28 protein-coding genes and 1 riboswitch are annotated in these 26,109 nt (G+C 60.1%); of the genes, 21 read left to right on the top strand and 7 right to left on the bottom strand.

Going from position 1 to position 26,109, the window contains the following annotated elements:
- The first annotated feature begins 65 nt into the window (after positions 1-65).
- The gene (locus AACY50_RS08040) at positions 66-794 is read left to right on the top strand and encodes a dienelactone hydrolase family protein (RefSeq protein WP_339538432.1); all 729 of its coding nucleotides are present in this window, start codon (positions 66-68) and stop codon (positions 792-794) included.
- A 99-nt stretch (positions 795-893) separates the two neighbouring features.
- On the opposite strand, the gene AACY50_RS08035 is transcribed toward AACY50_RS08040, so the two are convergent.
- Together AACY50_RS08035 and AACY50_RS08030 are read right to left on the bottom strand one after the other, a co-directional pair.
- Positions 894-1,757, bottom strand: coding sequence for a pirin family protein (locus AACY50_RS08035; protein ID WP_339433713.1), 864 nt, complete (start codon positions 1,755-1,757; stop codon positions 894-896).
- A 61-nt stretch (positions 1,758-1,818) separates the two neighbouring features.
- On the bottom strand, positions 1,819-2,235 hold the full coding sequence (locus AACY50_RS08030) for an OsmC family protein (protein ID WP_339433712.1): 417 nt from the start codon (positions 2,233-2,235) through the stop codon (positions 1,819-1,821).
- A 128-nt stretch (positions 2,236-2,363) separates the two neighbouring features.
- Between AACY50_RS08030 and AACY50_RS08025 the strand changes: the two genes are divergently transcribed.
- The gene (locus AACY50_RS08025) at positions 2,364-3,419 is read left to right on the top strand and encodes an amidohydrolase family protein (RefSeq protein ID WP_401160266.1); all 1,056 of its coding nucleotides are present in this window, start codon (positions 2,364-2,366) and stop codon (positions 3,417-3,419) included.
- A gap of 130 nt (positions 3,420-3,549) precedes the next feature.
- The gene (locus AACY50_RS08020; RefSeq protein WP_339538431.1) at positions 3,550-5,175 is read left to right on the top strand and encodes a methyl-accepting chemotaxis protein; all 1,626 of its coding nucleotides are present in this window, start codon (positions 3,550-3,552) and stop codon (positions 5,173-5,175) included.
- A 110-nt stretch (positions 5,176-5,285) separates the two neighbouring features.
- Here AACY50_RS08020 and AACY50_RS08015 read toward each other — a convergent pair whose 3' ends face one another.
- Genes AACY50_RS08015 through purM form a run of 3 tightly spaced genes read right to left on the bottom strand, consistent with a single transcriptional unit; the run spans position 5,286 to position 7,716 of the window.
- Entirely contained in the window at positions 5,286-5,999 is a 714-nt protein-coding gene (locus AACY50_RS08015; RefSeq protein WP_339433709.1) for a DUF3108 domain-containing protein, read from the bottom strand.
- Positions 6,000-6,007: 8 nt separating this feature from the next.
- Complete coding sequence (gene purN, locus AACY50_RS08010; RefSeq protein WP_339433708.1) at positions 6,008-6,658, bottom strand: phosphoribosylglycinamide formyltransferase; 651 nt, start codon at positions 6,656-6,658, stop codon at positions 6,008-6,010.
- The gene (gene purM / locus AACY50_RS08005; protein ID WP_221732188.1) at positions 6,658-7,716 is read right to left on the bottom strand and encodes a phosphoribosylformylglycinamidine cyclo-ligase; all 1,059 of its coding nucleotides are present in this window, start codon (positions 7,714-7,716) and stop codon (positions 6,658-6,660) included. Before purM ends, purN begins: the two co-directional genes overlap by 1 nt.
- A gap of 370 nt (positions 7,717-8,086) precedes the next feature.
- Here purM and AACY50_RS08000 point away from each other — a divergent pair, with 370 nt between their 5' ends.
- From AACY50_RS08000 to AACY50_RS07980, 5 genes are all read left to right on the top strand, one after another.
- Positions 8,087-9,145 carry a DUF2066 domain-containing protein gene (locus AACY50_RS08000; RefSeq protein ID WP_339466664.1) on the top strand — a complete coding sequence of 353 codons (1,059 nt, stop codon included), beginning with the start codon at positions 8,087-8,089 and terminating at the stop codon, positions 9,143-9,145.
- A 34-nt stretch (positions 9,146-9,179) separates the two neighbouring features.
- On the top strand, positions 9,180-10,253 hold the full coding sequence (locus tag AACY50_RS07995; RefSeq protein ID WP_339433705.1) for an AI-2E family transporter: 1,074 nt from the start codon (positions 9,180-9,182) through the stop codon (positions 10,251-10,253).
- Between the two features lie 217 nt (positions 10,254-10,470).
- Positions 10,471-11,175 carry a DnaA regulatory inactivator Hda gene (gene hda, locus AACY50_RS07990; RefSeq protein ID WP_007919828.1) on the top strand — a complete coding sequence of 235 codons (705 nt, stop codon included), beginning with the start codon at positions 10,471-10,473 and terminating at the stop codon, positions 11,173-11,175.
- 214 nt (positions 11,176-11,389) lie between these two features.
- The gene (locus AACY50_RS07985; protein WP_339433704.1) at positions 11,390-12,004 is read left to right on the top strand and encodes a C40 family peptidase; all 615 of its coding nucleotides are present in this window, start codon (positions 11,390-11,392) and stop codon (positions 12,002-12,004) included.
- A 220-nt stretch (positions 12,005-12,224) separates the two neighbouring features.
- Positions 12,225-12,761, top strand: coding sequence for a C40 family peptidase (locus AACY50_RS07980; RefSeq protein WP_339433703.1), 537 nt, complete (start codon positions 12,225-12,227; stop codon positions 12,759-12,761).
- A gap of 65 nt (positions 12,762-12,826) precedes the next feature.
- Here the strand turns inward: AACY50_RS07980 and AACY50_RS07975 are convergent, their stop codons facing one another.
- Positions 12,827-14,140: a PQQ-dependent sugar dehydrogenase gene (locus tag AACY50_RS07975; protein ID WP_339466661.1), complete on the bottom strand. Its 1,314-nt coding sequence runs from the start codon at positions 14,138-14,140 to the stop codon at positions 12,827-12,829.
- Positions 14,141-14,206: 66 nt separating this feature from the next.
- Positions 14,207-14,791 (bottom strand): hypothetical protein, encoded by a 585-nt coding sequence (locus tag AACY50_RS07970; protein WP_339433701.1) that lies wholly within the window; start codon positions 14,789-14,791, stop codon positions 14,207-14,209.
- A 153-nt stretch (positions 14,792-14,944) separates the two neighbouring features.
- Positions 14,945-15,170: riboswitch (cobalamin riboswitch) on the top strand.
- An 82-nt stretch (positions 15,171-15,252) separates the two neighbouring features.
- On the opposite strand from AACY50_RS07970, the gene cobO reads away from it, so the two are divergent.
- The 13 genes from cobO (at position 15,253) to AACY50_RS07905 (ending at position 26,086) form a co-directional block, all read left to right on the top strand.
- Positions 15,253-15,864 carry a cob(I)yrinic acid a,c-diamide adenosyltransferase gene (gene cobO, locus AACY50_RS07965; protein WP_339538430.1) on the top strand — a complete coding sequence of 204 codons (612 nt, stop codon included), beginning with the start codon at positions 15,253-15,255 and terminating at the stop codon, positions 15,862-15,864.
- A complete protein-coding gene (locus tag AACY50_RS07960; protein WP_339538428.1) occupies positions 15,861-17,210 on the top strand; it encodes a cobyrinate a,c-diamide synthase in 1,350 nt (449 codons plus the stop codon). The genes cobO and AACY50_RS07960 overlap by 4 nt, the downstream gene beginning before the upstream one ends.
- A gap of 47 nt (positions 17,211-17,257) precedes the next feature.
- A complete protein-coding gene (gene bluB / locus AACY50_RS07955; protein ID WP_339538449.1) occupies positions 17,258-17,908 on the top strand; it encodes a 5,6-dimethylbenzimidazole synthase in 651 nt (216 codons plus the stop codon).
- Complete coding sequence (gene cbiB, locus AACY50_RS07950; RefSeq protein WP_339466656.1) at positions 17,905-18,813, top strand: adenosylcobinamide-phosphate synthase CbiB; 909 nt, start codon at positions 17,905-17,907, stop codon at positions 18,811-18,813. Before bluB ends, cbiB begins: the two co-directional genes overlap by 4 nt.
- On the top strand, positions 18,806-19,798 hold the full coding sequence (cobD, locus tag AACY50_RS07945) for a threonine-phosphate decarboxylase CobD (RefSeq protein WP_339433696.1): 993 nt from the start codon (positions 18,806-18,808) through the stop codon (positions 19,796-19,798). Before cbiB ends, cobD begins: the two co-directional genes overlap by 8 nt.
- Positions 19,795-21,246, top strand: a complete 1,452-nt coding sequence (locus tag AACY50_RS07940; RefSeq protein WP_339538427.1) for a cobyric acid synthase — start codon at positions 19,795-19,797, stop codon at positions 21,244-21,246. Before cobD ends, AACY50_RS07940 begins: the two co-directional genes overlap by 4 nt.
- An 87-nt stretch (positions 21,247-21,333) precedes the next feature.
- Complete coding sequence (cobU, locus tag AACY50_RS07935) at positions 21,334-21,855, top strand: bifunctional adenosylcobinamide kinase/adenosylcobinamide-phosphate guanylyltransferase (protein WP_339433694.1); 522 nt, start codon at positions 21,334-21,336, stop codon at positions 21,853-21,855.
- Positions 21,852-22,907: a nicotinate-nucleotide--dimethylbenzimidazole phosphoribosyltransferase gene (cobT, locus tag AACY50_RS07930; protein WP_339494956.1), complete on the top strand. Its 1,056-nt coding sequence runs from the start codon at positions 21,852-21,854 to the stop codon at positions 22,905-22,907. The genes cobU and cobT overlap by 4 nt, the downstream gene beginning before the upstream one ends.
- Positions 22,904-23,479, top strand: a complete 576-nt coding sequence (gene cobC / locus AACY50_RS07925; protein WP_339466651.1) for an alpha-ribazole phosphatase family protein — start codon at positions 22,904-22,906, stop codon at positions 23,477-23,479. The genes cobT and cobC overlap by 4 nt, the downstream gene beginning before the upstream one ends.
- 1 nt (position 23,480) lies before the next feature.
- Positions 23,481-24,212 carry an adenosylcobinamide-GDP ribazoletransferase gene (locus AACY50_RS07920; RefSeq protein WP_339433691.1) on the top strand — a complete coding sequence of 244 codons (732 nt, stop codon included), beginning with the start codon at positions 23,481-23,483 and terminating at the stop codon, positions 24,210-24,212.
- A gap of 89 nt (positions 24,213-24,301) precedes the next feature.
- Positions 24,302-24,706, top strand: a complete 405-nt coding sequence (locus tag AACY50_RS07915) for a MarR family winged helix-turn-helix transcriptional regulator (RefSeq protein ID WP_339433690.1) — start codon at positions 24,302-24,304, stop codon at positions 24,704-24,706.
- A 52-nt stretch (positions 24,707-24,758) separates the two neighbouring features.
- A complete protein-coding gene (locus tag AACY50_RS07910) occupies positions 24,759-25,967 on the top strand; it encodes an MFS transporter (protein WP_339538426.1) in 1,209 nt (402 codons plus the stop codon).
- Positions 25,964-26,086: a hypothetical protein gene (locus AACY50_RS07905; protein ID WP_339433688.1), complete on the top strand. Its 123-nt coding sequence runs from the start codon at positions 25,964-25,966 to the stop codon at positions 26,084-26,086. The genes AACY50_RS07910 and AACY50_RS07905 overlap by 4 nt, the downstream gene beginning before the upstream one ends.
- The last annotated feature ends 23 nt before the right edge of the window (positions 26,087-26,109 follow it).

Raw genomic sequence — 26,109 nt, 5'->3', positions numbered from 1 at the left:
GTTGCAAAAAAAACCCGCTTCGGCGGGTTTTTTCATTCTGGTGTTTAACAAATCAGGAGTCAGAAATGAGCCAAGTCACTGTACGTTCCGTGGTCTATCAGATTGATGGCCAGCCTTTTGAAGGCCGGTTAGCCTTCGATGCCGATCATAAGGGCGCGCGCCCGGGTCTGTTGATGGCCCCGAACTGGATGGGCGTCAGTGCCGGCGCCGAAGAGATCGCCAAATCGGTCGCAGCCAAAGGCTACGTGGTGTTGATCGCTGACGTTTACGGTCAGGCGGTGCGTCCGCAGAACGCCGATCAGGCTGGTGCGGCGATGATGCCGCTGAAAAATGATCGGGCCTTGCTGCGCAAGCGCATGCAAGCGGCGTTCGAGCAGTTGCACACGCAGGGTGAAGCCGCGGTCGATATTTCCAGGCTGGCGGTGTTCGGCTTCTGTTTTGGCGGTTGTTGTGCGCTGGATCTGGCGCGTACCGGTGCGCCGGTGAAGGCCGTGGTGTCGTTCCACGGTACGCTGGATTCGCCAAACCCGGCGGAGGCGAAGAACATCAAGGGCTCGGTGCTGGTGTTGCATGGTGCTTCCGACCCCTTGGTGCCGAAAGAGCAATTGCCGGCTTTCGAAGATGAGATGAACGCGGCGAACGTGGACTGGCAATTGCTGAGCTACGGCGGTGCAGTGCACTCGTTTACCGATCCGCACGCCAATGTGCCGGGCAAGATGATGTACGACGCGAAGACCGCTGCGCGCGCCTTCAAGTCGATGCATGACTTATTGGATGAAGTGTTCAGGGGCTGATTCAGGCGGCGCCTGTTCTGGCCTCTTTTCCCGCATTGGAACGCGTTCCAGTGCGGGAACAGGCTTGCTCGCGAAGAGGGTTAATCAGCGACACAAGATTCAGGGCAATTCAATCCGCTCACTTTCCCCGGGCACTGTCGGCCAATCCCCGGCCGCCCATTTGCGCCGTGCCTCATCAATGGCTGCCGGATCGCTCGCGACAAAATTCCAGTTGATCCGCCGAGGTCCGTCCAGCGGGGCGCCGCCGAACACCACAGCATGACAATCAGTCTCGGCAAACAAGCTCATCTCTTCCCCGGGCGGGAGCACGACCAATAGATGGGGGTCGATCGTTTCGCCATTCAATTGCGCATCACCACTCAACACATACACCGCCCGTTCTTGATGCTCGGTCGGGATCAGTAGTGTGGTTGCCGCTTGCATTTTCACTTCGGCGTACAGCGTAGGAGAAAGCACCGGTACCGGCGATTCAAGACAAAAGCCTGACCCGGCAATCATCCTTATCTGCACGCCGAGGTTATCGCTGACGGGTAGCGTCGCCGCCGGGTGATGGCTGTAATGCCCAGGGCCTTGCTCATGATCCTTGGGCGAGGCCAGCCAGATCTGCAAACCGTGCATGGTGAAGCTTTGCTTCCACAACGGCTCGGGTGTGCGCTCGACGTGAGCGATGGCGCTGCCAGCGGTCATCCAGCTGACATCGCCAGCGCTGACCACCTGATCGGAGCCGAGGCTGTCCTTGTGCTGGATTTGCCCTTCAAACAGATAGGTCAGGGTCGACAGGCCGATGTGCGGATGCTGTCGGATGTTCATGCCTTTGCCCGTCGGATAAATCGTCTCGAGCATGTGATCAAAAAACACGAAAGGCCCGACGCTGCGGCATTTGGCTGACGGCAGTGGGCGCAGAATCGGCTGGCCTTCGACGTCTTCGGCGCGCGCGCGGATGATCAGAGGTTGCGTGTCCATGGTGCATTCCAGGCTGAGCGGGTGATGTGCAGAGCATAACCCGCCGCAGCGCGCGTGTTGATTATTGGCTGTCGAAGCCTTGTGGCGCGTGGGTTTCGATCGTCACGTCGGTGGTGGTCATCAGCTTGTGGATTGGGCAGCGGTCGGCAACGCGCAGCAGTTCTTCACGCTGGGCGTCAGTCAATACGCCTTTGAGGGTGAGTGTGACGTGCAAGACGTATTTGCCTTTTTGTTCTTCGCTGTTGTCGCGTTTGACGTCGACACCTACGCCCGTCAGCGGGATGTCTTTCTTCTTTGCGTACATCTTCAGGGTTATTGCCTTGCAGGCCCCCAGAGCCGCGTCAAAGTAATCATGCGGCTCGGGGGCCGAGCCTTCGCCACCGGCAGATTTCGGTGCGTCGGCAAACAGTTCGTGGTCATCGATCCTTACGGTGTGACGAAAGCCTTCAGCGGAGACGGTATTGACGGTAACGGTCATGGGAACCTCACTGGCAGTAGGAAAAGTCGTTCGATCAAAAAAGACCTTGCAGTTATAGAGCATTCCTACCGGCACGCGTTCCACTTTCCTGCGGGATGAACCCTTGTCGTCAGGACGGGGTCTAGGTTATGCCTACTTGTTGGAGATTAATTGTGTCCCTGTATCGTTTGAGTCTTGCCTGCCTTCTGGCCTTTGCCAGTTCGGCCAGTGCCCGCGAATACACCTACAGCGACGCGCACCTGCACTACGTGGATTTTTTCCAGGAAACGGCTGGCATGTCGAAACTGCTGACAGCCATGAAGGACAACTTCGTCGAGCATGTGATGATTTCCGGTATTCCCGTGGCCAAAAAGTGGCACGAAGACGAACCCAAACGCCCGCGTTATTACGCCGGCGATGATGCCGATGCGTATTGGTACAGCGCCACCGACGTGATCGTTGCAGATGCGGTGCAAAAACTAACGCCTGAACAACGCCCCTTTTTCCATCCCTTTCTTTCAGGTTTCAACCCCAACGACAAAAACTCTGCTGCGCACATCCAGCGCATGCTCGATCTGTACCCGGGGCTATGGCAGGGCATCGGCGAGGTGTTCACCCGCCATGACGATCTGACGGCGCTGACGTCTGGTGACACGCCACGCGCCAATAACGAAGCGATGACCAGGATCTATCATCTGGCGGCGGAAAACGATCTGCCGGTGATGCTGCACTCCAACATCACCTCCAAACGTGAGAAAAATCCGCTTTATCTGAGGGAAATCGAAGAGCCGCTGCGTAATCATCCGCACACCCGATTTATCTGGGCGCACGCGGGGACAAGCGCCGAGATTCATCGGCATCAGACACAGTTGAAATTCCTGCTTGCGACCCTGACGCGGATGCTTGAGGCCTATCCGAATCTCTACATCGATCTGTCCTGGACCATGCTCACTCCGTATCTGCTGGATGCGCAGGGGAAGCCTCGCCCGGTATGGCTGGCACTGGTAGAGCGTTATCCGGAGCGCTTCATGCTCGGTTCGGACGTGGTCGGGCGATTCAACAGGCTCGGTCAGGAAATGCACAGCTTCAAACCGTTTCTCGATGCGCTACCGGAAGACGTCGCCCATAAAGTCGCAAAGGACAACTTCCTGGCGATCTTGCCACGAACGGAGCTCAAATCCGCTAAAACCACGCTGAATCGATAATGCCGCGTGTTCGGAGTATTAAGGCGTTTTGATATCACGTTTTGGTCTTACGCAAATTTCCGCCCGGCCGATACCTTCTAGAGCAACCAGCTGCAGGGTTGATGCAGCGCTTTTGGAAGGAACCAGAGCAATGAGTATCCGTAGTCTCAATATTGCCCCGCGCGCCGGATTGGGTTTTGGCCTGTTGGCCCTCATGGTGTTTGCCCTGGGGGTGTTCGCCTTGCTGCAAATGTCCAACATGCGTGCCCAGTCTGATGAGGTCGATAAAAACTGGTTGCCGAGCGTGATGGCCGTCGGCGAGATGAGTCAGGACATGCTTCGCCTGCGGGCGTTGACCATGCGCCTGTTGATCGACCGTGATCGGCAGGCGCTTGAGCAGAATGTAGCCAAACTCAATGAGTTGCGCGGCGTGCTCAGTGAAGCTCAGCAACGATATGACGTGCTGATCGTGCTGCCCCAGGAGCGTCAGTTGTTTGATCGTTTCAAAGTTGCCGAGCACAAGTACCTGGAGTTTCAGGCGCAGGTGATGCAGTTGTCCGCACAGAGTCGGGTAGAGGAGGCGGCGGCGATTCTCAACACTCAGATGAGCCCGTTGGCCGATGACATCACGGTCACCCTGCGTGAACTGGTCGAACTGAACAAGCACAACGCCAATCTTGCTACCGAAGCTGCACGGTTGGTGTTCATCAATTCGCGGGTGTGGGTCGGTGTGATGATCGCCGTCACGGCGTTGATCACCATAGGCCTGGCGTTGTTACTGACCCGCAGCATCGTGATGCCGTTGGCGCAGTCGTTGGGCGTGGCGCAAGTGGTGGCCGGAGGTGATCTGACTGGAGAGATCGACATTGCAGGCAAGGACGAGCCGGCGCGACTCCTGCAAGCGCTGCAAAGCATGCAGCACAATCTGCGTGACACGATTCGGCATATCTCCCAGTCATCCAGCCAGTTGGCTTCGGCGTCGGAAGAACTCAGTTGTGTCACGGAAGACGCTACGCGCGGACTGCATCAGCAGAGTCTCGAAATCGAGCAGGCGGCCACGGCGGTCAATCAGATGACGGCAGCGGTGGAGGAGGTGGCCAGCAACGCGGTGGCGACGTCCGAAGCCTCGCGCGAATCCGATCGTATTGCCCAGCATGGTCGTGAACAGGTGCGCCAGACCGTGACGTCGATTGAGTGTCTCGCCCAGGACGTTACCAATAATGCGAGTCAGGTGGAGGATTTGGCGCAGAAGGTTCATGGCATCAGCAAGGTACTGGATGTCATTCGTTCAATTGCCGAGCAGACCAATCTACTGGCCCTTAACGCTGCGATAGAGGCGGCGCGGGCCGGCGATGCCGGGCGTGGGTTTGCAGTGGTGGCCGATGAAGTGCGGGCGTTGGCCCATCGTACCCAGCAGTCGACGCAGGAAATCGAGCAGATGATTGGCGGTATTCAGCAGGGCACCGATTCGGCGGTCAGTTCGATGCAGCAGAGCAATGGGCGAGCGGGTTCAACACTGGAGTTGGCCAAAGCTGCGGGAGTGGCGTTGGAGGAGATTGCGTCGGCGTTTACGCTGATCAACGAGCGCAATCTGGTGATCGCCAGCGCTTCGGAAGAGCAGGCCGCGGTAGCGCGGGAGGTGGATCGCAATCTGATGAACATCCGCGATCTGGCGATGCAGTCGTCGGCGGGGGCTAATCAAACCAGTGCAGCGAGTCAGGAGTTGTCGCGGTTGGCGGTGGATCTGAACACCATGGTGGCCAAATTCTCGGTATGACTCGATAGCCGATCGCAACGGTGAACCCGCTCACAGTGGTTGTGTGTTGTTGCGCAAATTGCAGGCATGAAAAAGCCCCGCTTTGCGGGGCTCTTCAATATCGCGCTGGATCAGCTACCTTTGACAACCTTGCCGTTGACCGTGCCGTCCTGGAGCATGATGTTGTACTCCTTGCCGTCGGTTTCAACCTGTTGCAGGCGAACCAGCAGATAGTCCCAATCCTTGGCGAACCACAGGACGGTGATGCGCTTGCTTTGTGTCGGGTCGCGCACGCGCTCGACTTTGATCGAATCGATCTTGCCAGCCTTGGTGTCGACCTTTTCCGAGCCCAGCACGCGGAAGTCATAGGTGTCGACTTCGCCATCATCGACCACTTGGTAGCTCATGGTCTTTTTGCCGGCAGCTACGTCATGTTGCAGCGCCAGCTGATAAGTGGATTTGTCGACCATGCCACGGTTGAGCGGGATCTTCACCGCGTCGCCACGGTCAGTGCCGGTAACCATTTTGCTGTTCCAGTCGAAATCCAGGTCAGCCTTCTTGGCTTTGCCCAGGCCACCCCGTTCGAAGTGGTAGGACTGCGGCAGCAAGGTGTCCTTGTCCAGGGTCAGGGTGCTTTTTTCACTCAGGCTGGCAATCATCATCGATGCCTTGAAGCTGAGCGTCCAGACGCCGTTGGCATCCTTGGTCAGGCTGCGTTCGGCGGTGCCGCTCATGGGCAACTGTTTCCAGTCGGCGGTATAGCTGGCGGAGAACGGTTGAAGGTCTGCTGCCTGCGCGAAAGGCAGGGCGAGCAGAGCGCAAGCGAAGAGCAGGGCGCGACGCATAATATCTCCTAGTTTCGAATCAAGTGGCCGCTGGCCGCGAGTAGCTGGCTATCCAGTAAAGCACCTTGTTCTCCGAGCGTCAGCCTGCCTTCGGCAAACCAGCGTACCGCCATCGGATAGATCAGGTGCTCCTGAACGTGAACCCGTTGCGCCAGACTCTGCGGCGTGTCGTGCAACTCTACCGGTAATACTGCCTGTACGACCAGTGGTCCGCCATCGAGTTCCTCGGTGACGAAGTGTACGGAGCAGCCGTGCTCGGTGTCGCCGGCTTCCAGCGCGCGCTGATGAGTGTGTAACCCTTTGTATTTGGGCAGCAGCGACGGATGGATATTGAGCAGGCGACCCTGATAGTGGCGAACGAAATCAGCGCTGAGAATGCGCATGAAACCGGCCAGTACCACGAGTTTGGGATTGAATTCGTCAATCAGTTTGATCAGGGCAGCATCGAAGGCCTCGCGACCTTCGAATGCCTTGTGATCCAGCGAGCGGGTGGCGATACCCGCGTCACTGGCGCGTTGCAGGCCGTAAGCGTCGGCGCGGTTTGAAATCACCGCAGCGATGCGAACCGGGCTGTCGCCGGTCCGCGAGCTGTCGATCAAGGCCTGCAAGTTACTGCCGGTGCCGGACAACAGCACCACGACATCACAGGTTGCGGACATTAATGAGCCTTAAGGTTCTTCAGATCAACCTGAGCTGCGCCTTCGGCTGCGGCAGCGATCTGACCGATGACCCAAGGCTGCTCACCCGCTTCACGCAGGGTGTTCAGGGCCACTTCAACGTGCTCCTGAGCCACGCAGATGACCATGCCTACGCCGCAGTTCAGTACGCGGTGCATCTCGGTTTCGTCAACGTTGCCTTTTTCTTGCAGCCAGTCGAAGACGGCCGGGCGAGTCCAGCTGGCCACGTCAACAACGGCCTGGGCGCCTTTTGGCAGAACGCGCGGGATGTTGTCGAGCAGGCCGCCGCCGGTGATGTGGGCCATGGCTTTGACGGCGCCGGTGTCTTTGATCAACTTGAGCAGCGGCTTGACGTAGATGCGGGTTGGCGCCATCAGCAGGTCGGTCAGCGGTTTGCCGTCGAGCTGGATGTTTTCGATGTCGGCGCCGGACACTTCGATGATCTTGCGGATCAGCGAGTAGCCGTTGGAGTGCGGGCCGGACGATGGCAGGGCGATCAGGGCGTCACCGGTGGCGACTTTCGAGCCGTCGATGATTTCGGCTTTTTCCACGACACCGACGCAGAAACCGGCCAGGTCGTAGTCTTCGCCTTCATACATGCCAGGCATTTCTGCGGTTTCGCCGCCCACCAGCGAGCAACCGGACAGTTCGCAGCCAGCGCCGATGCCGGTAACGACCTGGGTTGCAGTTTCGACGTTGAGTTTGCCGGTGGCGTAGTAGTCGAGGAAGAACAGTGGCTCGGCGCCGCACACCACCAGATCGTTCACGCACATGGCAACGAGGTCGATGCCGATGCTGTCGTGCTTGTTCAGGTTCAGTGCCAGACGCAACTTGGTGCCGACGCCGTCAGTGCCGGAGACCAGCACAGGCTGCTTGTAGCCGGCCGGGATTTCGCAGAGGGCGCCGAAACCGCCCAGGCCGCCCATGACTTCCGGGCGCGCAGTGCGCTTGGCGACGCTCTTGATGCGTTCGACCAATGCTTCACCGGCGTCGATGTCTACACCGGCGTCCTTGTAGCTCAGGGAGGGTTGCTTGCTCATGATCCAGGCCTTTAGGGGGGATTCAGGGGTAACGACCGAGTTCAGCGGGAACGCCGAAGTCGATGGGGCGATTGCCTCACGCGAGTTTCGAGGTGCCCGGCTGTTGCCGGTCTGCGAAGGCGCGCGATTTTATCAGGCTTGAGGGGCAGCGGCCATCCTCGCACCGACGGGCAGGGGCATATCGGCCGAAATTTTTTGCAATTGAGCCGTCCGGGTGCCTGTATAAGGTGTTGCAATTAACCGTCTATCGTTATCACTGTGCAAAAACTTACCGCCGCTGTGTGAATGTTTTGCAACGGCCGGTGGTCACAGCCTTGCTCAATCGGTTCACGCGGCCTGTTCCAGCCGCTCCTGTCGACGGGAATTTTCCATGCGTTTTTGTAAATTGTTGTTTGTGTCCTGTTTGTCTGTGGTCAGCCTGGCGAGTCATGCCGAAAACCTCAAAGGCCTTTATCAAGTGCGTGAGCCGGTCAGCGGCCAAGCGCCGCAAGAGCGTGATCGCGCGACCCAGGCCGCGCTGGACACCCTGGTGTTGCGCCTGACCGGTGATCCTAAAGCCCCGCAAAATCCCGGGTTGGCGCCGATCAGGAAAGATCCGCAGCAGATCATCACCCGGTTCGGCTTTGATGCCGGTCCACCTGAGGTGCTGAAAGTCGATTTCGACCCCAATACCACCGAGCAGGCCTTGCGCCGCGCCGGGTTATCCCTGTGGGGGGCCAGTCGGCCGTCGATTCTGGGTTGGTGGCTGAGTGACTCGACCGAGGGTTCGAGTCTGGTCGGTGATGGTCAGGCCGCTGCTGCGCCGCTGCGTGCAGCCGCTCAGCATCGCGGTTTGCCATTGCGTTTGCCGCTGGCGGACCTCAGCGAACAATTGGTTGCTAGCGCGCCAGTACTGGAGGGCTCTGATCCGGCGCCATTGCAGGACGCTTCGGAACGCTACAATGCTGACGCCTTGCTGGCAGTACATGCCCGTGAAGAGGGCGGGCAGTGGCAGGCCAAATGGCACTTGTGGATGGGTGATCAAAAAGACGCGGGGAGCGTGCAGGGTGCCGATCAGGCCGCCGTGGCCGATGCCGTGATGCTGGCGGTTGCCGAGCGACTGGCGCCGCGTTATGTGGTCAAGCCCGGCACTTCAGGTCAGCAGACGCTGGAGGTGCAGGGCATGAATCTGGAGCGCTATGCGACGTTGTTGCGGGTGCTCGAGCCGTATGGGGTGCGTCTGCAGAGTGTTGATGGCGATCGTATCGTCTATCGGGTCAATGGCAGTGTCGATCAGTTGCGTGCTCAGTTGTCGCTGGCGAAGTTGCAGGAGTTGCCGGCCGCAGCGCCAGTGCCTGTGGCTGCGCCGCAAGCGTCGGTCCAGGGTGCAGCGCCGGTTGCTGCTCCGGCCCCGACACCTGCGGCGCCGTCTCTGCGGTTTCGCTGGTAAGTCTTTCCTTATATAGAAGAAGCAGGAGTGGTAAATGGCCGATACGCGGCGTTGGTTCTGGCTCGGTGGGGTGGTCCTGCTTTGCGCGTTTGTGTGGTTGCTGCACCCGATCCTCACGCCGTTTCTGGTGGCGCTGCTGCTCGCTTATCTGTTCGATCCGCTGGTGGATCGACTGGAAAAGCTCGGGCTGTCCCGAACCTGGGGCGTAATCACCGTGTTTGCCTTGTTCTCGCTCATCGTGACGGCGCTGTTGTTGGTGTTGGTGCCGATGCTGGCCAAACAGATGCTGCGATTGTATGAGTTGACCCCCCAAATGCTGGACTGGTTGCAGCACACGGCGGTGCCATGGGCGCAGTCGAAGCTGGGGTTGGCGGATGGCTTCTGGAAATTCGACAAGGTCAAGGCGGCCATCAGCGAGCACATGGGCCAGACCAGTGACATTGTCGGTGTGGTGCTCAGTCAGGCGACGGCTTCGGGGCTCGCGCTGATTGGGTGGTTGGCCAATCTGGTGCTGATCCCGGTGGTGGGTTTCTATCTGCTGCGAGACTGGGACTTGATGATGGCCAAGATTCGCAGCCTGCTGCCGCGTGATCGTGAGGAGCGCGTGGTAACGCTGGCTGGCGAATGCCATGAGGTGCTAGGGGCATTCATGCGCGGTCAGTTGCTGGTGATGCTGGCGCTGGGCGTGATTTACGCGGCTGGGCTGATGATCGTCGGTCTGGAGTTGGGGCTGTTGATCGGTCTGATTGCGGGTCTGGCGGCGATCGTGCCGTACATGGGTTTCGTGATTGGCATTGGTGCGGCGCTGATTGCCGGGTTGTTCCAGTTCGGAGGGGATCTGTACCCGATGGTCGGGATCGTCGCGGTATTCATGATTGGTCAGGCGCTGGAAGGCATGGTGCTGACGCCGCTGCTGGTGGGCGACCGGATCGGATTGCACCCGGTGGCAGTGATCTTTGCGATTCTGGCCGGCGGCGAGTTGTTTGGTTTCACCGGGGTACTGCTGGCGTTGCCGGTAGCGGCCGTGATCATGGTGCTGGTGCGACATGTGCACGATCTGTACAAGGATTCCGACATTTATAGTGGCGTGGACGAACTCGAGCTGTGATCGAGACGGGCGACCCGGCAGATCGCCGGGTTGGCCCGTGTCTTGCGGGTGATACGGGTCTGACCGCGTCAGAGAATCTGTCATAAAACCAATGCGTTAACGCAAACCTTTGATTTTGCTTGGACTCTGTCGCATTGTGCGCTCAGCTTCACGGGTATAAACTTCGCAAACTTTACACAGAGGCCACTAACGGTTCCTTGAGAACTGTTCAGTCAGCATGAAACCGATTCAGCTGCCCCTAGGTGTGCGTCTGCGCGACGACGCCACCTTCATCAACTACTACCCAGGCGCCAATGCCGCTGCACTCGGCTATGTCGAGCGCCTATGCGAAGCCGACGCCGGCTGGACAGAAAGCCTGATCTACCTGTGGGGTAAACACGGCGTAGGGCGTACGCATCTGTTGCAGGCCGCTTGCTTGCGATTCGAGCAGATGGGTGAACCTGCGGTGTACCTGCCGTTGGCCGAGTTGATGGATCGTGGCGTCGAAATCCTCGACAACCTTGAGCAGTACGAACTGGTCTGCCTGGATGACTTGCAGGTCATTGCCGGCAAGGCTGACTGGGAAGAGGCGATGTTTCATCTGTTCAATCGTCTGCGTGACAGCGGTCGGCGCTTGCTGATTGCCGCTTCAACCTCTCCGCGTGAGCTGCCAGTGAAACTGGCTGACTTGAAATCACGCCTGACCCTGGCGCTGATTTTCCAGATGCGTCCTCTCTCCGATGAAGACAAGTTGCGTGCGCTGCAATTGCGTGCGTCGCGTCGCGGTCTGCACCTGACGGATGAGGTCGGACATTTTATTTTGACTCGCGGCACTCGCAGCATGAGCGCGCTGTTTGATCTGCTCGAGCAACTCGATCAGGCCTCATTGCAGGCTCAACGCAAGCTGACCATTCCTTTCCTCAAGGAAACCTTGGGCTGGTAAAGCCTTGGGTTTCATTGGGTCTCGGCATATTTCAGGCGCCAGAAAATCTGCTTTCCTGCAGGCTGTGCAGGCCGCGTTTCGTTTCAAATGGGCTTAAGCGCTTAGATGTAAACGAGAAACCGGGAAGTCACAAAAAGATCGATTGAATTTGCAAATGAAGTCGATAGCGGGCATAGTCTCGGCTTCTTTACAACTACCAGCCACGGTCGTGCCCATGCTAAAGCGCTTCGCACCCCTCGTGCCTCTCGCACTCGTCACCCTGTTGTACGGTTGCGCTGCTCATTCTCCAGTTCAAGAGCAGTCACAACAGGTTAAAAATTCTGCTACTGCCCAGTCTTCCGTTATTTACCAGGAAGAGCTGGATACCGAAAAAGAACTCTCTGACTTCAACAAGAAGCCCTATGAGTTGCCAGTTCTGGCCGACAGCATCCTTGAGCGCGGCATGTCCCTGATCGGTACCCGTTACCGTTTTGGCGGTACCTCGGAGGCTGGTTTCGACTGCAGTGGTTTCATCGGTTATCTGTTTCGCGAAGAAGCTGGCATGAATCTGCCTCGCTCCACCCGCGAAATGATCAACGTTGACGCACCGCTGGTATCGCGCAGCAACCTCGAACCGGGTGATCTGCTGTTCTTCGCCACCAGTGGTCGTCGCGGTCGTGTCAGTCACGCCGGGATCTACCTGGGTGACAACCAGTTCATTCATTCCAGCAGTCGTCGTAGCGGTGGTGTTCGTATCGATAACCTGGGTGACAGCTACTGGAGCAAGACCTTCATCGAGGCCAAGCGCGCGCTCGCGATGGCACCGACCGTGGTCACCGCTCGCAAGTAATACCGCCCTTTGTCGCTGCATTCGCGGCGACAATCTGCCATCGGCAACGCAGTAGACCTAAACTTTACAAGGTGAAGTTAAAGTCTTACTTGAAGTTTGTCGTGTAGCCGCTAGAATCTGATCCTATATTGATGGCAAACCGCCTGCGTGTTCACGCAGGCGGTTTTGTTTTCTGTCCATCCGGTAGAGAAAGCCGCAGCCAGATCAGGATGTTCTGCTTATGACCATGTCGGCCCGCCTTGCAATGATGTTTTTCGCAGCGCTGCTCAGCGCCTGCGCCAGTCGCACGCCACCACCTGCGCCGGTTGTTCGCGCTCCGGTAGCGTTCGGCCCTTCTCAGTCTTATTCACCTGCTGCCGACGACGTGTTGTTCCGCGCGCTTGGCCTGGTCGGCACGCCTTATCGCTGGGGCGGCAATACCCCGGATTCGGGGTTTGATTGCAGTGGCTTGATCGGTTTTGTTTATCGTGATGCAGCGGGTATTTCTCTGCCGCGCTCTACCCGCGAACTGATCGTCATGCAGGCGCCGAATGTCAGTAAAGAAGGCTTGCAGACAGGCGATCTGATTTTCTTCGCCACCAATGGCGGCTCGCAGGTCAGTCATGCGGGGATTTATGTCGGGGAAGGGCGTTTCGTGCATGCGCCGGCTACCGGCGGTACGGTGAAGCTCGATAGCCTGTCGAAAGCGTATTGGCAGAAGGCGTACCTGAGTGCCAAGCGGGTGTTGCAGCCTGAGCATCTGGCGCATAACCCGTAGCGCTGGGAAAAGAGATGTGGGTGCGGGCAAGCCCGCTCCCACATTTATTATGTGTCGCCCCTGATTTATTGAGCGGAAGACACCCGCCAAACTTTGTTTCCCACATCATCGGCCACCAGCAAGCCACCTTGCTGGTCGATCACCACGCCTACCGGGCGACCCAGAGCGTTTTCGTCCTTGTCGAGGAAACCGGTCAGCACATCCACCGGTTTGCCATTCGGCTTGCCGCCGGTAAACGGTACGAAAATCACTTTGTAACCACTGTGCGGCTTGCGGTTCCAAGAGCCGTGCTGGCCGATGAACGCCCCTTCCTTGAATTGCGCGGGCAGTGTGTTGCCTTCGGCGAAAGTCAGGCCCAGTGAGGCGGTGTGCGGGCCGACGGCGTAATCCGGGACGATGGCCTTGGCCACCAGGTCGAGATTCTGCGGGCTGACGCGCACATCGACATGCTGCCCGTAATAGCTGAACGGCCAGCCATAAAAACCGCCATCCTTGACTGAGGTGATGTAGTCCGGCACCAGGTCGCTGCCAATCTCGTCGCGCTCATTGACTGCGGTCCACAATGCGCCGGTGCTTGGCTCCCAAGCCAGGCCGTTGGGATTGCGGATGCCTGAAGCGAAGATCCGGTGATCGCCGGTGGCCCGATCCACTTCCCAGATCGCTGCGCGACCTTCTTCTCTATCCAGTCCGTTCTCGCCGACGTTGCTGTTCGAACCGACAGTGACATACAGCTTGCTGCCGTCCTTGCTGGCAATGACGTTTTTGGTCCAGTGATGATTCAGCGTGCCGCCCGGCAGGTCGGTGACCTTGATCGGCTGCGTTTTGATTTCTGTTGCGCCAGTTTCGTAGTGCAAGCGCAGCAGGCGATCGGTGTCCGCGATGTACAGGTCATTGCCGACCAGGGTCATGCCGAACGGTGAGTTGAGATTTTGCACAAACACCGTACGCGTCTCAGCCACGCCATCGTGATCGGCATCACGTAGCAGGGTGATGCGATTTGCGCTCGGTACGCCGGCGCCAGCCTTGCCCATGACTTTCTTCATGATCCAGCCACGAATGCCGCTGCTGTCGTCAGGTTTGGGCGGAGCGTTGGTTTCCGCCACCAGCACGTCGCCGTTGGGCAGCACGTAAAGCCAGCGCGGATGGTCTAGACCTTCGGCGAATGCCGCCACTTGCGTGCCTGCCGCGGCAGTCGGTTTTGCGCCATCTGGCCAGCCGACCGCCGGGGCGATATTCACGGTTGGGATCAGGGTTTTGTTGGGTTCGGGTAGTTTCGGTGACGGGCCGGTGCCGTCGGAGACTTGAAGGCTTGAGGATTCACCACAGGCGGCGAGCCCCCCGGCGAGCGCGATAACGAGAGCGAGCTGGGTCTTGCGCATTGCTGATCTTCCCTATGAATGCATTCGTAATCATAGAGGCACGCGCAAGCCCGATGGTTCAACCGCTTAGCCGCGGGCCTCCTTGAAGAGCACGGCAATGCCCGGGTGATAGTTGCCAGCATCGCTGCGCAATTTGCGATAGGCGTAAGGGAAATACCAGGCCGCGGCGCAGGTGTGTTCTTTTTGCAGGTCGTCGACCATGTCCTGCAGTTCTTCGGGGGTGGCGCTGTGCTGGGCTTTTTGCGGGGCGACAAACAGGCAGCCGAGCTTGAGGTCGCTGGCGAAACTGATGCGTTTGGCGTCGCTGGTGATCTCCAGCAGGGCTTGGGTCAGGTTGAGGTTGTTCACGCGTGGCCAGCGCTGGGTGGCTTGAATGAACGCGCGATCTTCGGCGCCGGCCAGGAACAGGTCGGCGCGGGCATTGCGCTCGCCATCCTCGTTTTGCTTGCGGGTAGCGGTCTGCTCTAGCGTCACCAGTTCGGCCATCCAGGCCGCAGCGGAAAGCAATCCGAGATTGGCTTTCTCGTCATGCCAGTAGGGTGTGTCGCTGTCGCCGCGCACGGCGTTGTAGCGGTCGATACAGTCAAACCAGCGTTCCAGTACCGGGCGCAGAAATTCCAGGCGCGGGTTGCTGATGATCATGCCTTGCATGTGGCTCACCTTATTCTTGTGTGATGTGAGATTGTGGCTCTTTGATATCACTCTTGAGAGTGTGGCACAAGATTGGCGTCAGATAATTGATCGACGGCAGTTATTCGCCCGACAGCCTCCTCTTTAATTGACGCTCCACCCCCAACCCTCTAACCTTCGCGGCTTGTTTCAGGTGCTCTGTGACCCCTGTCGACAGAGTGAAACAGGGAAGCCGGTGAGGGTCGTCTTCAAACGAAGAGCAACCACGATCCCGGCGCTGCCCCCGCAACGGTAAATGAGTGAAAACTGCGTCGAATGCCACTGCTCAAAGCGGGAAGGCGCGCAGCCAGGCGATTCGCCGCTCATGAGCCCGGAGACCGGCCTGATTCATCCAACGGCATCACGGTGGGCGATGCCAGGCTTTTTTGCCTTCTATTCTTGTGCCTGCCCGCCGTTATCCAGCCTCAACGGAGAGCTCCCCCATGACTGATTCCCCTGAGCGTGACGAACGCCATCTGGCGCGTATGCAGCGCAAAAAAGCCGTGATCGATGAACGTATCGCCAATTCGCCTGATGAGTGCGGCCTGGTGCTGGTGCTCACCGGCAATGGCAAAGGCAAAAGCAGTTCGGCGTTCGGCATGCTCGCCCGCGCCATGGGGCACGGCATGCGCTGCGGCGTGGTGCAATTCATCAAGGGGCGCAACAGCACCGGCGAAGAGCTGTTTTTTCGGCGTTTCCCCGAGCAGGTGCGCTTTCATGTGATGGGCGAGGGCTTCACCTGGGAAACCCAGGACCGTCAGCGCGATATCGCCGCCGCCGAAGCCGCTTGGGAAGTGTCCCGCGAGCTTTTGCGCGATCCGTCGATTGGCCTGGTGGTGCTGGATGAGCTGAATATCGCCCTCAAGCACGGCTACCTCGATCTCGATAAGGTGCTCAGCGACTTGCAGGCGCGTGCGCCGATGCAGCATGTGATTGTCACAGGGCGCGGCGCCAAGCCGGAAATGGTCGAGATGGGCGACACCGTCACTGAAATGGGCATGATCAAACACGCCTTCCAGGCCGGTATCAAAGCGCAGAAAGGCGTCGAACTTTGAATCAGTCACGTCATTGCCCGGCGGTACTGATTGCCGCGCCGGCTTCCGGTCAGGGCAAGACCACCGTCACGGCCGCGCTGGCCCGTTTGCACCGCAATCAAGGGCGCAAGGTGCGCGTGTTCAAGTGCGGCCCGGACTTTCTCGATCCGATGATTCTCGAGCGCGCCAGCGGTGCGCCGGTCTATCAATTGGACATGTGGATGGTCGGTGAGCAGGAAAGCCGTCGTCTGCTGTGGGAGGCCGCAGCCGAGGCCGATCTGATTCTGATCGAAGGCGTGATGGGGTTGTTTGACGGCACGCCGTCGAGCGCTGATCTGGCCCGGCATTTCGGCGTGCCGGTGCTGGGTGTGATTGATGGAACGGCGATGGCGCAGACCTTTGGTGCGTTGGCGCTGGGCTTGGCGAAATATCAGCCGGATCTGCCGTTCGCTGGCGTGCTGGCCAACCGGGTCGGTACGTTGCGTCACGCACAATTGCTCGAAGGCAGCCTGACCGAAGGCTTGCGCTGGTATGGCGCATTGTCCCGCGAGACCGGCATCGAATTGCCGAGCCGTCATCTTGGTCTGGTTCAGGCCGGTGAGCTCAATGACCTCGATGTGCGCCTGGACGCCGCTGCACAAGCGCTTGCCAGCAGTTGCGAGGTAGCGCTGCCACCGGCCGTGGAATTTGCCGCGCCTGAAGTCATCAATGTAGAGCCCTTGTTAAAAGGTGTGCGAATCGCCGTCGCCCACGATGAAGCGTTTGCCTTCACCTATGGCGCCAGCCTCGACCTGTTGCGGGCGATGGGCGCTGTGTTGAGTTTCTTCTCGCCGATCCGCGATACGCAGTTGCCAGAGGCCGACAGCCTCTATCTGCCCGGTGGTTACCCGGAACTGCACCACGTTGCGTTATCGCAGAACAGCGCAATGCTCGAAGCCATCCGCGCCCATCATGCGGCAGGAAAACCGTTGCTCGCTGAATGTGGCGGCATGCTGTATCTGCTCGACTCGTTGACTGACGTTGAGGGCAGTCGCGCCGAACTGGTCGGCTTGCTCGCAGGCGATGCGGTGATGCAGAAACGCCTGGCGGCATTGGCGCTGCAAGCGGTTGATCTGCCGGAAGGCACGTTGCGCGGCCACACCTATCACCATTCCCTGACGACGACTGAATTGACGCCGATTGCCCGAGGCCTGAGCCCGAATGGCGGGCGTGGTGCGGAGGCGGTTTATCGGGACGGGCGGATGACGGCGTCGTATGTGCATTTTTACTTCCCGTCGAATCCTGCGGCTATTGCTGCACTATTGCTGCCTGACCGCGAGGCCGCCTTCGCGAGCAAGCTCGCGCCCAAAGGGGATCGCGTTTCTTGAGCAAGCACCCCGACCCATGTGGGAGCGAGCTTGCTCGCGAAGAGGCCGTGACGGACAACGCATTTTCCGAAACCGAACGCGCAGCGGTCTACAAAGCCATCGCCGAACGCCGCGACATGCGCCACTTCACTGGCGGCGCCGTCGAGCCCGAGTTGCTGCGCCGTTTATTGGACGCCGCACATCAAGCACCAAGTGTCGGCTTGATGCAGCCTTGGCGTTTCATCCGCGTCAGCGATCGTGCTCTGCGCGGGCAGATCCGCAATCTCGTAGAAGAAGAACGCATCCGCACCGCCGAGGCCCTCGGTGAGCGCAGTGACGAGTTCATGAAGCTCAAGGTCGAAGGCATCAACGACTGCGCCGAAGTGCTGGTCGCGGCGCTGATGGATGATCGCGAGAAACACATTTTCGGGCGCCGCACGCTGCCGGAAATGGACATGGCTTCGTTGTCCTGTGCGATTCAGAATCTGTGGCTGGCGTCCCGTGCCGAAGGATTGGGCATGGGCTGGGTCTCGTTGTTCGAGCCGCAAGCGCTCGCCGATCTGCTGAAACTGCCGGCCGGGGCCAAGCCTTTGGCCGTTTTGTGTCTGGGCCCGGTTAAGGAATTCTATCCGGCGCCGATGCTGGTACTCGAAGGGTGGGCGCAGGCGCGTCCGCTCAATGAGTTGCTGTATGAAAATTATTGGGGAGTGAGTCAATGAGTGTGGCGTTGTTGAGTGTCGCCGCGGTCGCGCTGGATGCGCTGCTGGGTGAACCGAAACGCTGGCATCCGCTGGTAGCGTTCGGCAATTTTGCCGGGCGCATCGAGCAACGGTTCAACGCCGGTGGCCGGGGCTGGCGAAGCCACGGCGTGACCGCGTGGGTGATCGCGGTGCTGCCGCTGACCTTGCTGGCCACTGCATTGTCCTGGGCGCCGTATGTGGGCTGGGTTGTCGAGATCCTTGCGTTGTATTGCGCCCTTGGCATGCGCAGCCTCGGCGAACACGTCGAGCCGGTGGCCCAGGCGTTGCGCGCCGATGATCTGGAAGAGGCGCGTAAGCGTGTCGGTTATCTGGTCAGCCGCCAGACCCATGAACTGGACAGCACCGCCGTCGCCCGCGCGGCCACCGAGTCAGTACTGGAGAACGGCAGCGATGCGGTGTTCGCCGCGCTGTTCTGGTTTGCTGTGGCGGGTGCGCCGGGCGTTGTCCTCTACCGTTTGAGTAATACGCTCGATGCGATGTGGGGCTATCGCAACGAACGTTTCGAGCGTTTTGGCTGGTGCGCGGCCAAAATCGACGACGTACTCAACTACGTTCCTGCACGCCTGGTGGCGTTGACCTACGCACTGCTCGGTAAAACCCGGCTGGCGTTGAAATGCTGGCGCACCCAGGCGCCGAAATGGGACAGCCCCAACGCCGGCCCGGTGATGGCGGCGGGAGCCGGTGCGCTCGGCGTGGAACTGGGTGGTCCGGCGATTTACCACGGCGAACTGCATGAGCGTCCGCAACTGGGCGAAGGCGTTCAGGCCGATGCCGATTCCATCGACCGTGGCTGGCAATTGGTTCAGCGCGGCGTATGGTTATGGCTGCTGATTCTCTGCGTGGGGGCTGAATTCTATGCTTGAGCACGGTGGCCGGCTGCGCAAGGCTGCTCTCGATTACGGTATTGCCGAAGCCGACTGGCTCGACCTGTCCAGTGGTCTGGCGCCGTGGCCGTTTCCGATCCCCGACATACCGCTGCGAGCCTGGGCGCGATTGCCGGAGACCGACGACGGTCTGGAACAAGCCGCGTGCGATTATTACGGCGCTTCGCAGGTGTTGCCGGTGGCCGGTTCGCAGATGGCCATCCAGTTGCTGCCGCGCTTGCGTCGGGCTGGCAAAGTCGGTGTGTTGTCGCCGTGTTATGCCGAGCACGCCGAAGCCTGGCGCCGCAGCGGCTACATCGTGCGTGAAATGCTCGAACAGGAAGTCGACTTCTTTATCGACAACCTTGACGTGCTGGTGGTGGTCAATCCGAACAACCCCACCGGCCTGAGTCTGAGCCCGGCGCGGCTGCTCGACTGGCATGCACGGCTGGCCCAGCGCGGTGGTTGGCTGGTGGTCGACGAAGCGTTCATGGACAACACCCCGCAGTTGAGCCTGGCTGCACATACCCATCAGGTCGGTTTGATTGTGTTGCGTTCATTCGGCAAGTTTTTTGGTCTGGCCGGGGTGCGACTGGGTTTTGTCCTCGCCGAGCGCAAGTTGCTTAAATTGCTCGCCGAGCAAGTCGGGCCGTGGGCTGTAAGCGGGCCGACGCGGGTGTTGGGTCGGGCCTGTCTGCGCGATACTGAAGGTCACACCCGGCAACGCATTCGCAGTGACGAGGCGAGTGAAAGGCTTGCCCTTGTGCTGGAGCGTTACGGCTTCAAACCCCACGGCGGTTGCGCCTTGTTCCAGTGGCTGATCACTGAGCATGCCGCCGCGCTATACGAATTCATGGCCCGTCGCGGCATCCTTCTGCGCCTCTTCACCCACAACAGCAGCCTGCGTTTCGGCTTGCCTGCCGACGCGGCTGAGCAAGCGCGTCTCGAACAGGCGCTGCAGGCCTTTACCAAGGAATTGAAATGACAACCCTGATGGTGCAGGGCACCACCTCCGACGCGGGCAAAAGTACGTTGGTGACGGCGCTGTGCCGCTGGGCGACCCGTCAGGGTGTCGCCGTCGTGCCGTTCAAACCGCAGAACATGGCGCTCAACAGCGCGGTGACCGCTGACGGCGGCGAAATCGGCAGGGCGCAGGCTGTGCAGGCACAAGCGGCGTTTCTTGAGCCGCACACCGACATGAACCCGGTACTGCTCAAACCCAATAGCGACACCGGCGCGCAAGTGATCATTCATGGGCGCGCCGTCACCAGCATGAACGCCGTGGCCTATCACGACTACAAAGCCATCGCCATGAAGGCTGTGCTGGCCTCGCACGAACGATTGAGCGCGGCGTACCCGTTGGTTATGGTCGAGGGCGCAGGCTCGCCGGCGGAGATCAACCTGCGCGCTGGCGACATCGCCAACATGGGGTTCGCCGAGGCGGTCGATTGCCCGGTGCTGCTGATTGCCGACATCAATCGCGGTGGTGTTTTTGCTCATTTGGTTGGCACGCTGGAGTTGCTGTCGCCGAGCGAGCAGGCGCGGGTAAAAGGCTTCATCATCAACCGTTTTCGCGGTGACATCGCCTTGCTGCAACCAGGCCTCGACTGGCTTGAGCAGCGCACCGGCAAACCGGTGGTCGGCGTGTTGCCGTATGTGATGGATCTGCATCTGGAGGCGGAAGACGGCATCGACCAGCGCCAGACCGACAAGGCCGATCAAGTGCTCAAAGTGGTGGTGCCGGTGCTGCCGCGCATCAGCAACCACACCGATTTCGATCCGCTGCGTTTGCATCCACAGGTTGATCTGCAATTTGTGGGGCCGGGGCAGGCGATTCCGGCAGCGGACCTGATCATCTTGCCGGGCTCGAAAAGCGTGCGCAGTGATCTGGCCTATCTGCGCGCCAACGGCTGGGACACGGCGATCAACCGTCACTTGCGCTATGGCGGCAAGCTGCTGGGGATTTGCGGCGGCCTGCAAATGCTGGGCGAGCAGGTGCATGATCCGCTGGGGCTTGAAGGGGCGCCCGGTTCCAGTGCCGGGCTCGGTTTGCTGGCGTTTGCAACGCAGCTTGAAGCCGAGAAGCAACTGCGCAATGTGCGTGGGCGCTTGGCGTTGGAAGAAGCCGAAGTCAGCGGTTATGAGATTCATGCTGGCGTGACCACTGGCCCTGCACTGGAAAACGCAGCGGTGCGGCTCGATGACGGTCGTTGCGATGGCGCGCAGAGTGTTGATGGGCAGGTGTTCGGTACGTATCTGCATGGCGTGTTCGAATCGCCGGCGGCCAGTGCGGCGTTGCTGCGCTGGGCGGGGCTGAGCGATGTGCAGGACGTGGATTATCACGGGTTGCGCGAGCGCGATATCGAACGGTTGGCGGATCTGGTGGAGAAGCATCTGGATACCGATTTGTTGCGTCAGCTCTGTGGGGTCTAGGGTGTTTCGGCTACCGCGGTCTCTGTGGGAGCGGGCTTGCTCGCGTAGAGGCCGGTGGCCTCAATGCATAATTTTCAGGATGTTCCCATGCTCCAATTGATCCTCGGCGGCGCCCGCTCCGGCAAAAGTCGCCTGGCGGAAACGCTCGCCACCGACAGCAACCTGTCAGTCACCTACATCGCCACCAGCCAGCCGCTGGACGGCGAAATGAATGACCGCGTCGCTCATCATCGCGCTCGTCGTCCTGCCCAATGGGCGCTCATCGAAGAACCGCTGGAACTGGCCCGCGTCCTGCGCGAAAACGCCAATGCCGAGCGTTGCCTGCTGGTCGATTGCCTGACCCTGTGGCTGACCAACCTGTTGATGCTCGATGACGTTGAGCGTCTCGTCGCTGAACGCGACGCCCTGCTCGAATGCCTGGCGTCCTTGCCGGGTGAAATCATTTTTGTCAGCAACGAGACCGGAATGGGTGTCGTGCCGCTGGGCGAATTGACTCGCCGCTACGTCGATGAAGCCGGTTGGCTGCATCAAGCTCTGGCTGAGCGCTGTCAGCGTGTCGTCCTGACCGTCGCCGGCCTGCCCCTGACCCTGAAAGGACCTGCCTTATGACCCAAGCCTGGTGGTTGAACCCGTGCAAACCGGTGAACGCCGATATCGTTGAACAAGCGGCAGCACGGCAACAGCAATTGACCAAACCAGCCGGCTCTCTGGGGCGGCTCGAGTCGGTGGCGGTGCAGTTGGCCGGTCTGCAAGGGCAGGTGAAGCCGACGCTTGAACAGGTCTGGATTGCGATTTTTGCCGGTGATCACGGTGTTGTGGCTGAAGGTGTGTCGGCATTTGCGCAGGAAGTGACCGGGCAGATGCTGCTCAACTTCGTCAGCGGCGGCGCGGCGATCAGCGTGCTGGCACGCACGCTCGGTGCACAACTGGAAGTGGTGGACCTGGGCACGGTAACGCCGACGCTGAATCTGCCGGGAGTGCGTCACTTGAATATCGGCGCAGGCACGGCGAATTTCGTTCAGGGTTCGGCGATGACTCAATCGCAAGGCGAACTCGCGTTGCTGGCCGGTCGCGACAGCGTGTTGCGCGCCAAAGCGGCGGGTACGCAGTTGTTCATCGGTGGCGAAATGGGCATCGGTAATACCACCGCTGCCAGTGCGCTCGCCTGTGCTTTGCTCGATTGCCCGGTGGCGCACCTGACCGGCCCCGGCACCGGTTTGAATGCCGAAGGTGTCAGCCATAAAGCGCAAGTGATCGAGCGCGCATTGGCGTTGCACGCCGCGCAGCGTGGTGACGCGTTGCAGACACTGTTCAACCTTGGGGGGTTCGAGATTGCCGCGCTGGTCGGCGCGTATCTGGCCTGTGCGCAGGAAGGCGTAGCCGTGCTGGTCGACGGCTTTATCTGCACCGTCGCCGCGCTCGTCGCGGTGCGCTTGAATCCGGCTTGCCGTGAGTGGTTGCTGTTCGGACATCGCGGTGCTGAGCCGGGCCATCGGCATGTGCTGGAAACCCTGAGCGCCGAACCGTTGCTGGAACTCGGCCTGCGTCTTGGCGAGGGCAGTGGCGCCGCGCTGGCGGTGCCACTGCTGCGTCTGGCCTGCGACCTGCATGCACAGATGGCGACGTTCGCTGAGGCGGCGGTGGCGGATCGTCCGGCATGACGTTGCGTCTGGATTTACTGCGACACGGTGAGACCGAACTCGGTGGTGGCTTGCGCGGCAGTCTCGATGACGCGCTCACCGAAAAGGGCTGGGCGCAGATGCGTGCGGCTGTCGTCGCGGGCGGGCCGTGGGATCGTTTGGTCAGCTCGCCATTGCAGCGGTGCGCGCGGTTTGCCGCTGAACTCGGTGAACAACTGAATCTGCCGGTGCAACTGGACAAAGATCTGCAAGAACTGCATTTCGGCGCTTGGGAAGGGCAGAGCGCGGCGGCGCTGATGGAGACGGATGCCGAGGCGCTAGGGCTGTTCTGGGCTGACCCGTATGGGTTTACGCCACCGCAGGGCGAGCCGGTCAGTGATTTTTCTGCGCGGGTATTGGCGGCGGTGGCGCGGCTGCAAGCGGCGTATGCGGGTGAGCGGGTGCTGCTGATCAGCCATGGCGGCGTGATGCGCCTGTTGCTGGCGCAGGCGCGAGGATTGCCGCGTGAACAGTTGCTCAATGTTGAAGTCGGTCACGGCGCGCTCTTCTCGCTGACGGTCGAGGTTGACGGTTTGCTCAAGGAAGGTCACTGACATGCTGGCGCTGTGGATCGCCCTGCAATTTCTCAGCAGCCTGCCGATTCGTTTGCCGGGCATGCCTGAGCCGGAACAGCTTGGGCGTTCGCTGTTGTTTTATCCGCTGGTGGGGTTGCTGTTCGGCGTGATCCTTTGGGCGCTGAACCTGGCGCTGGCGGGTGCACCGTTGCTGCTGCACGCGGCGCTGTTGTTAACGGTTTGGGTGTTGCTCAGCGGTGCGTTGCACCTTGATGGTCTGGCCGACAGTGCCGATGCCTGGTTGGGTGGCTTTGGTGATCGCGAACGTACGTTAACGATCATGAAAGACCCGCGCAGCGGGCCGATCGCTGTGGTGACGCTGGTGCTGGTGTTGCTGCTGAAATTCGCGGCTTTGCTGGCGCTGATTGAGCAGCAGCAAGCGATGGCGTTGATCATCGCGCCGTTGCTTGGGCGGGCGGCGTTGCTCGGGCTGTTTCTGACCACCCCCTATGTGCGCGCCGGTGGCTTGGGGCAAGCGCTGGCCGATCATCTGCCGCGCAAGACGGGGTGGCGGGTGCTGGGGTTGAGCGCGGCGGCGTGTTTGCTGATCGCCGGATTCAAAGCGATGGTTGCTTTGGTTGTAGCGCTCGTTGTGTTTTTCTGGCTGCGGCAAGTGATGATGCGACGGCTGGGCGGGACGACCGGGGATACGGCGGGGGCGTTGCTTGAATTGCTGGAGATGGCGGTGTTGGTGGGGGTGGTCTTGGTCTGACGGATGGCTGGCTTATCACGCGCCACAAACCGTATTGATAAACTGATGTGTAACTTGATTTAACACAGTCACGGGTATATACACGCACCATGCTTCCTTCTCAGTGTTTGTGCACCAACCTGCGTCGCGCCGCGCGTGGCGTCAGCAGGCATTACGACGGCGCTCTCGACGGCTTCGGGATCAACGTTGCCCAGTATTCTTTGCTGTGCAATCTGCAGCGTCTGGAACAACCGAGCATCTCGGAACTGGCCGAAGCCATGGGCCTGGACCGCAGCACCCTGGGGCGCAATGTTCGCGTGCTGGAGGGCGAGGGATTGGTCGCGCTGGCCGAAGGCGAGGACATGCGTAACCGCATCGTCCGGCTCACCGAGGCAGGTATACAGCGACTGGCAGCGGCATTGCCAGCCTGGGAAGCGGCGCAGCAGCGATTGATTGATCGTTTGGGCGCCGAGAAGCGTGAAACCTTGCTCAGATTGCTCGACGAACTGGCGTAGCGCCGGTTTTTTCGGGCTCAAGCGGGTATATACCCGCGAATGGAGAACAACAATGACATCGATGTGGCGTACGTGCGGTTGGGTGTTGCTGGGGAGTGCGCTGATTTTGGCGTTGTCATTGGGCATAAGACACGGTTTTGGCTTGTTCCTGTCGCCGATGAGTGCGCAGTTTGGCTGGGGGCGTGAGGTGTTCGCCTTTGCCATCGCCTTGCAGAACCTGATTTGGGGGCTCGCCCAGCCGTTCACCGGCGCACTGGCGGACCGCTTCGGCGCGGCGAAAGTGGTGCTGATCGGTGGCGTGCTCTACGCCGCGGGGCTGGTGTGCATGGCCCTGTCGGATTCGGCGTTGACGTTGTCCCTGAGTGCGGGCCTGTTGATTGGCATTGGCCTTTCTGGCACCTCGTTCTCGGTGATCCTGGGCGTCGTCGGTCGCGCGGTGCCCCCGCAGAAACGCAGCATGGGCATGGGCATTGCCAGCGCTGCCGGCTCCTTCGGCCAGTTCGCCATGTTGCCAGGCACGCTGGGTCTGATCGGCTGGCTCGGTTGGTCGGCTGCGCTGCTGGTGTTGGGTCTGTTGGTGGCGCTTATTGTGCCGCTGGTGAGCATGCTCAAAGACAACCCGCTCCCAGTACTCGGTCATGAACAGACACTCTCGCAAGCCCTGCGTGAAGCCTGTTCGCACTCCGGATTCTGGCTGTTGGCCTTCGGCTTTTTCGTCTGTGGTTTTCAGGTGGTGTTTATCGGCGTGCATCTACCGGCCTATCTGGTTGATCAGCACTTGCCGGCCACGGTTGGCACCACGGTGCTGGCGCTGATCGGACTGTTCAATATCTTCGGCACCTACACCGCCGGTTGGCTCGGTGGCCGCATGTCCAAACCACGGTTGCTGACAGCGTTGTATTTGCTGCGAGCGGTGGTGATCGCGTTGTTCCTGTGGCTGCCGGTGACAACGACATCGGCGTATGTGTTTGGCATGGCCATGGGGTTTCTGTGGCTGTCGACGGTGCCGTTGACCAACGGTACGGTAGCGACCTTGTTCGGCGTGCGAAACCTGTCCATGCTTGGTGGCATCGTGTTTCTGTTCCATCAGCTTGGTGCGTTCCTCGGTGGCTGGCTGGGCGGGGTGGTGTATGACCGTACCGGGAGTTATGACTTGATCTGGCAAGTGGCGATACTTCTGAGCCTGTTGGCGGCGGCGTTGAACTGGCCGGTGCACGAGCGTCCTGTCGCACGCCTGCAAACCAGTGCGGGCGCTGCATGAGTCGTTTGTGGTCACGAATTGCCCTCACCGCGCTCGGCGTCGCCTTGCTGGCGCTGGTGTGGTGGGGCTGGCATCAGGGCGGCCTGGCTTTGATGCAGTTGGGCACGAGTATTTGCTAGAAGCAGGCGTGGCGAGTAACGTC

It is taken from the genome of Pseudomonas sp. RA_15y_Pfl2_54, from assembly GCF_963971015.1.
GTDB lineage: Bacteria > Pseudomonadota > Gammaproteobacteria > Pseudomonadales > Pseudomonadaceae > Aquipseudomonas > Aquipseudomonas baetica_A.
Note: the sequence above shows the minus strand (reverse complement) of the source record. Positions and strands in the feature narration are given on the sequence as shown.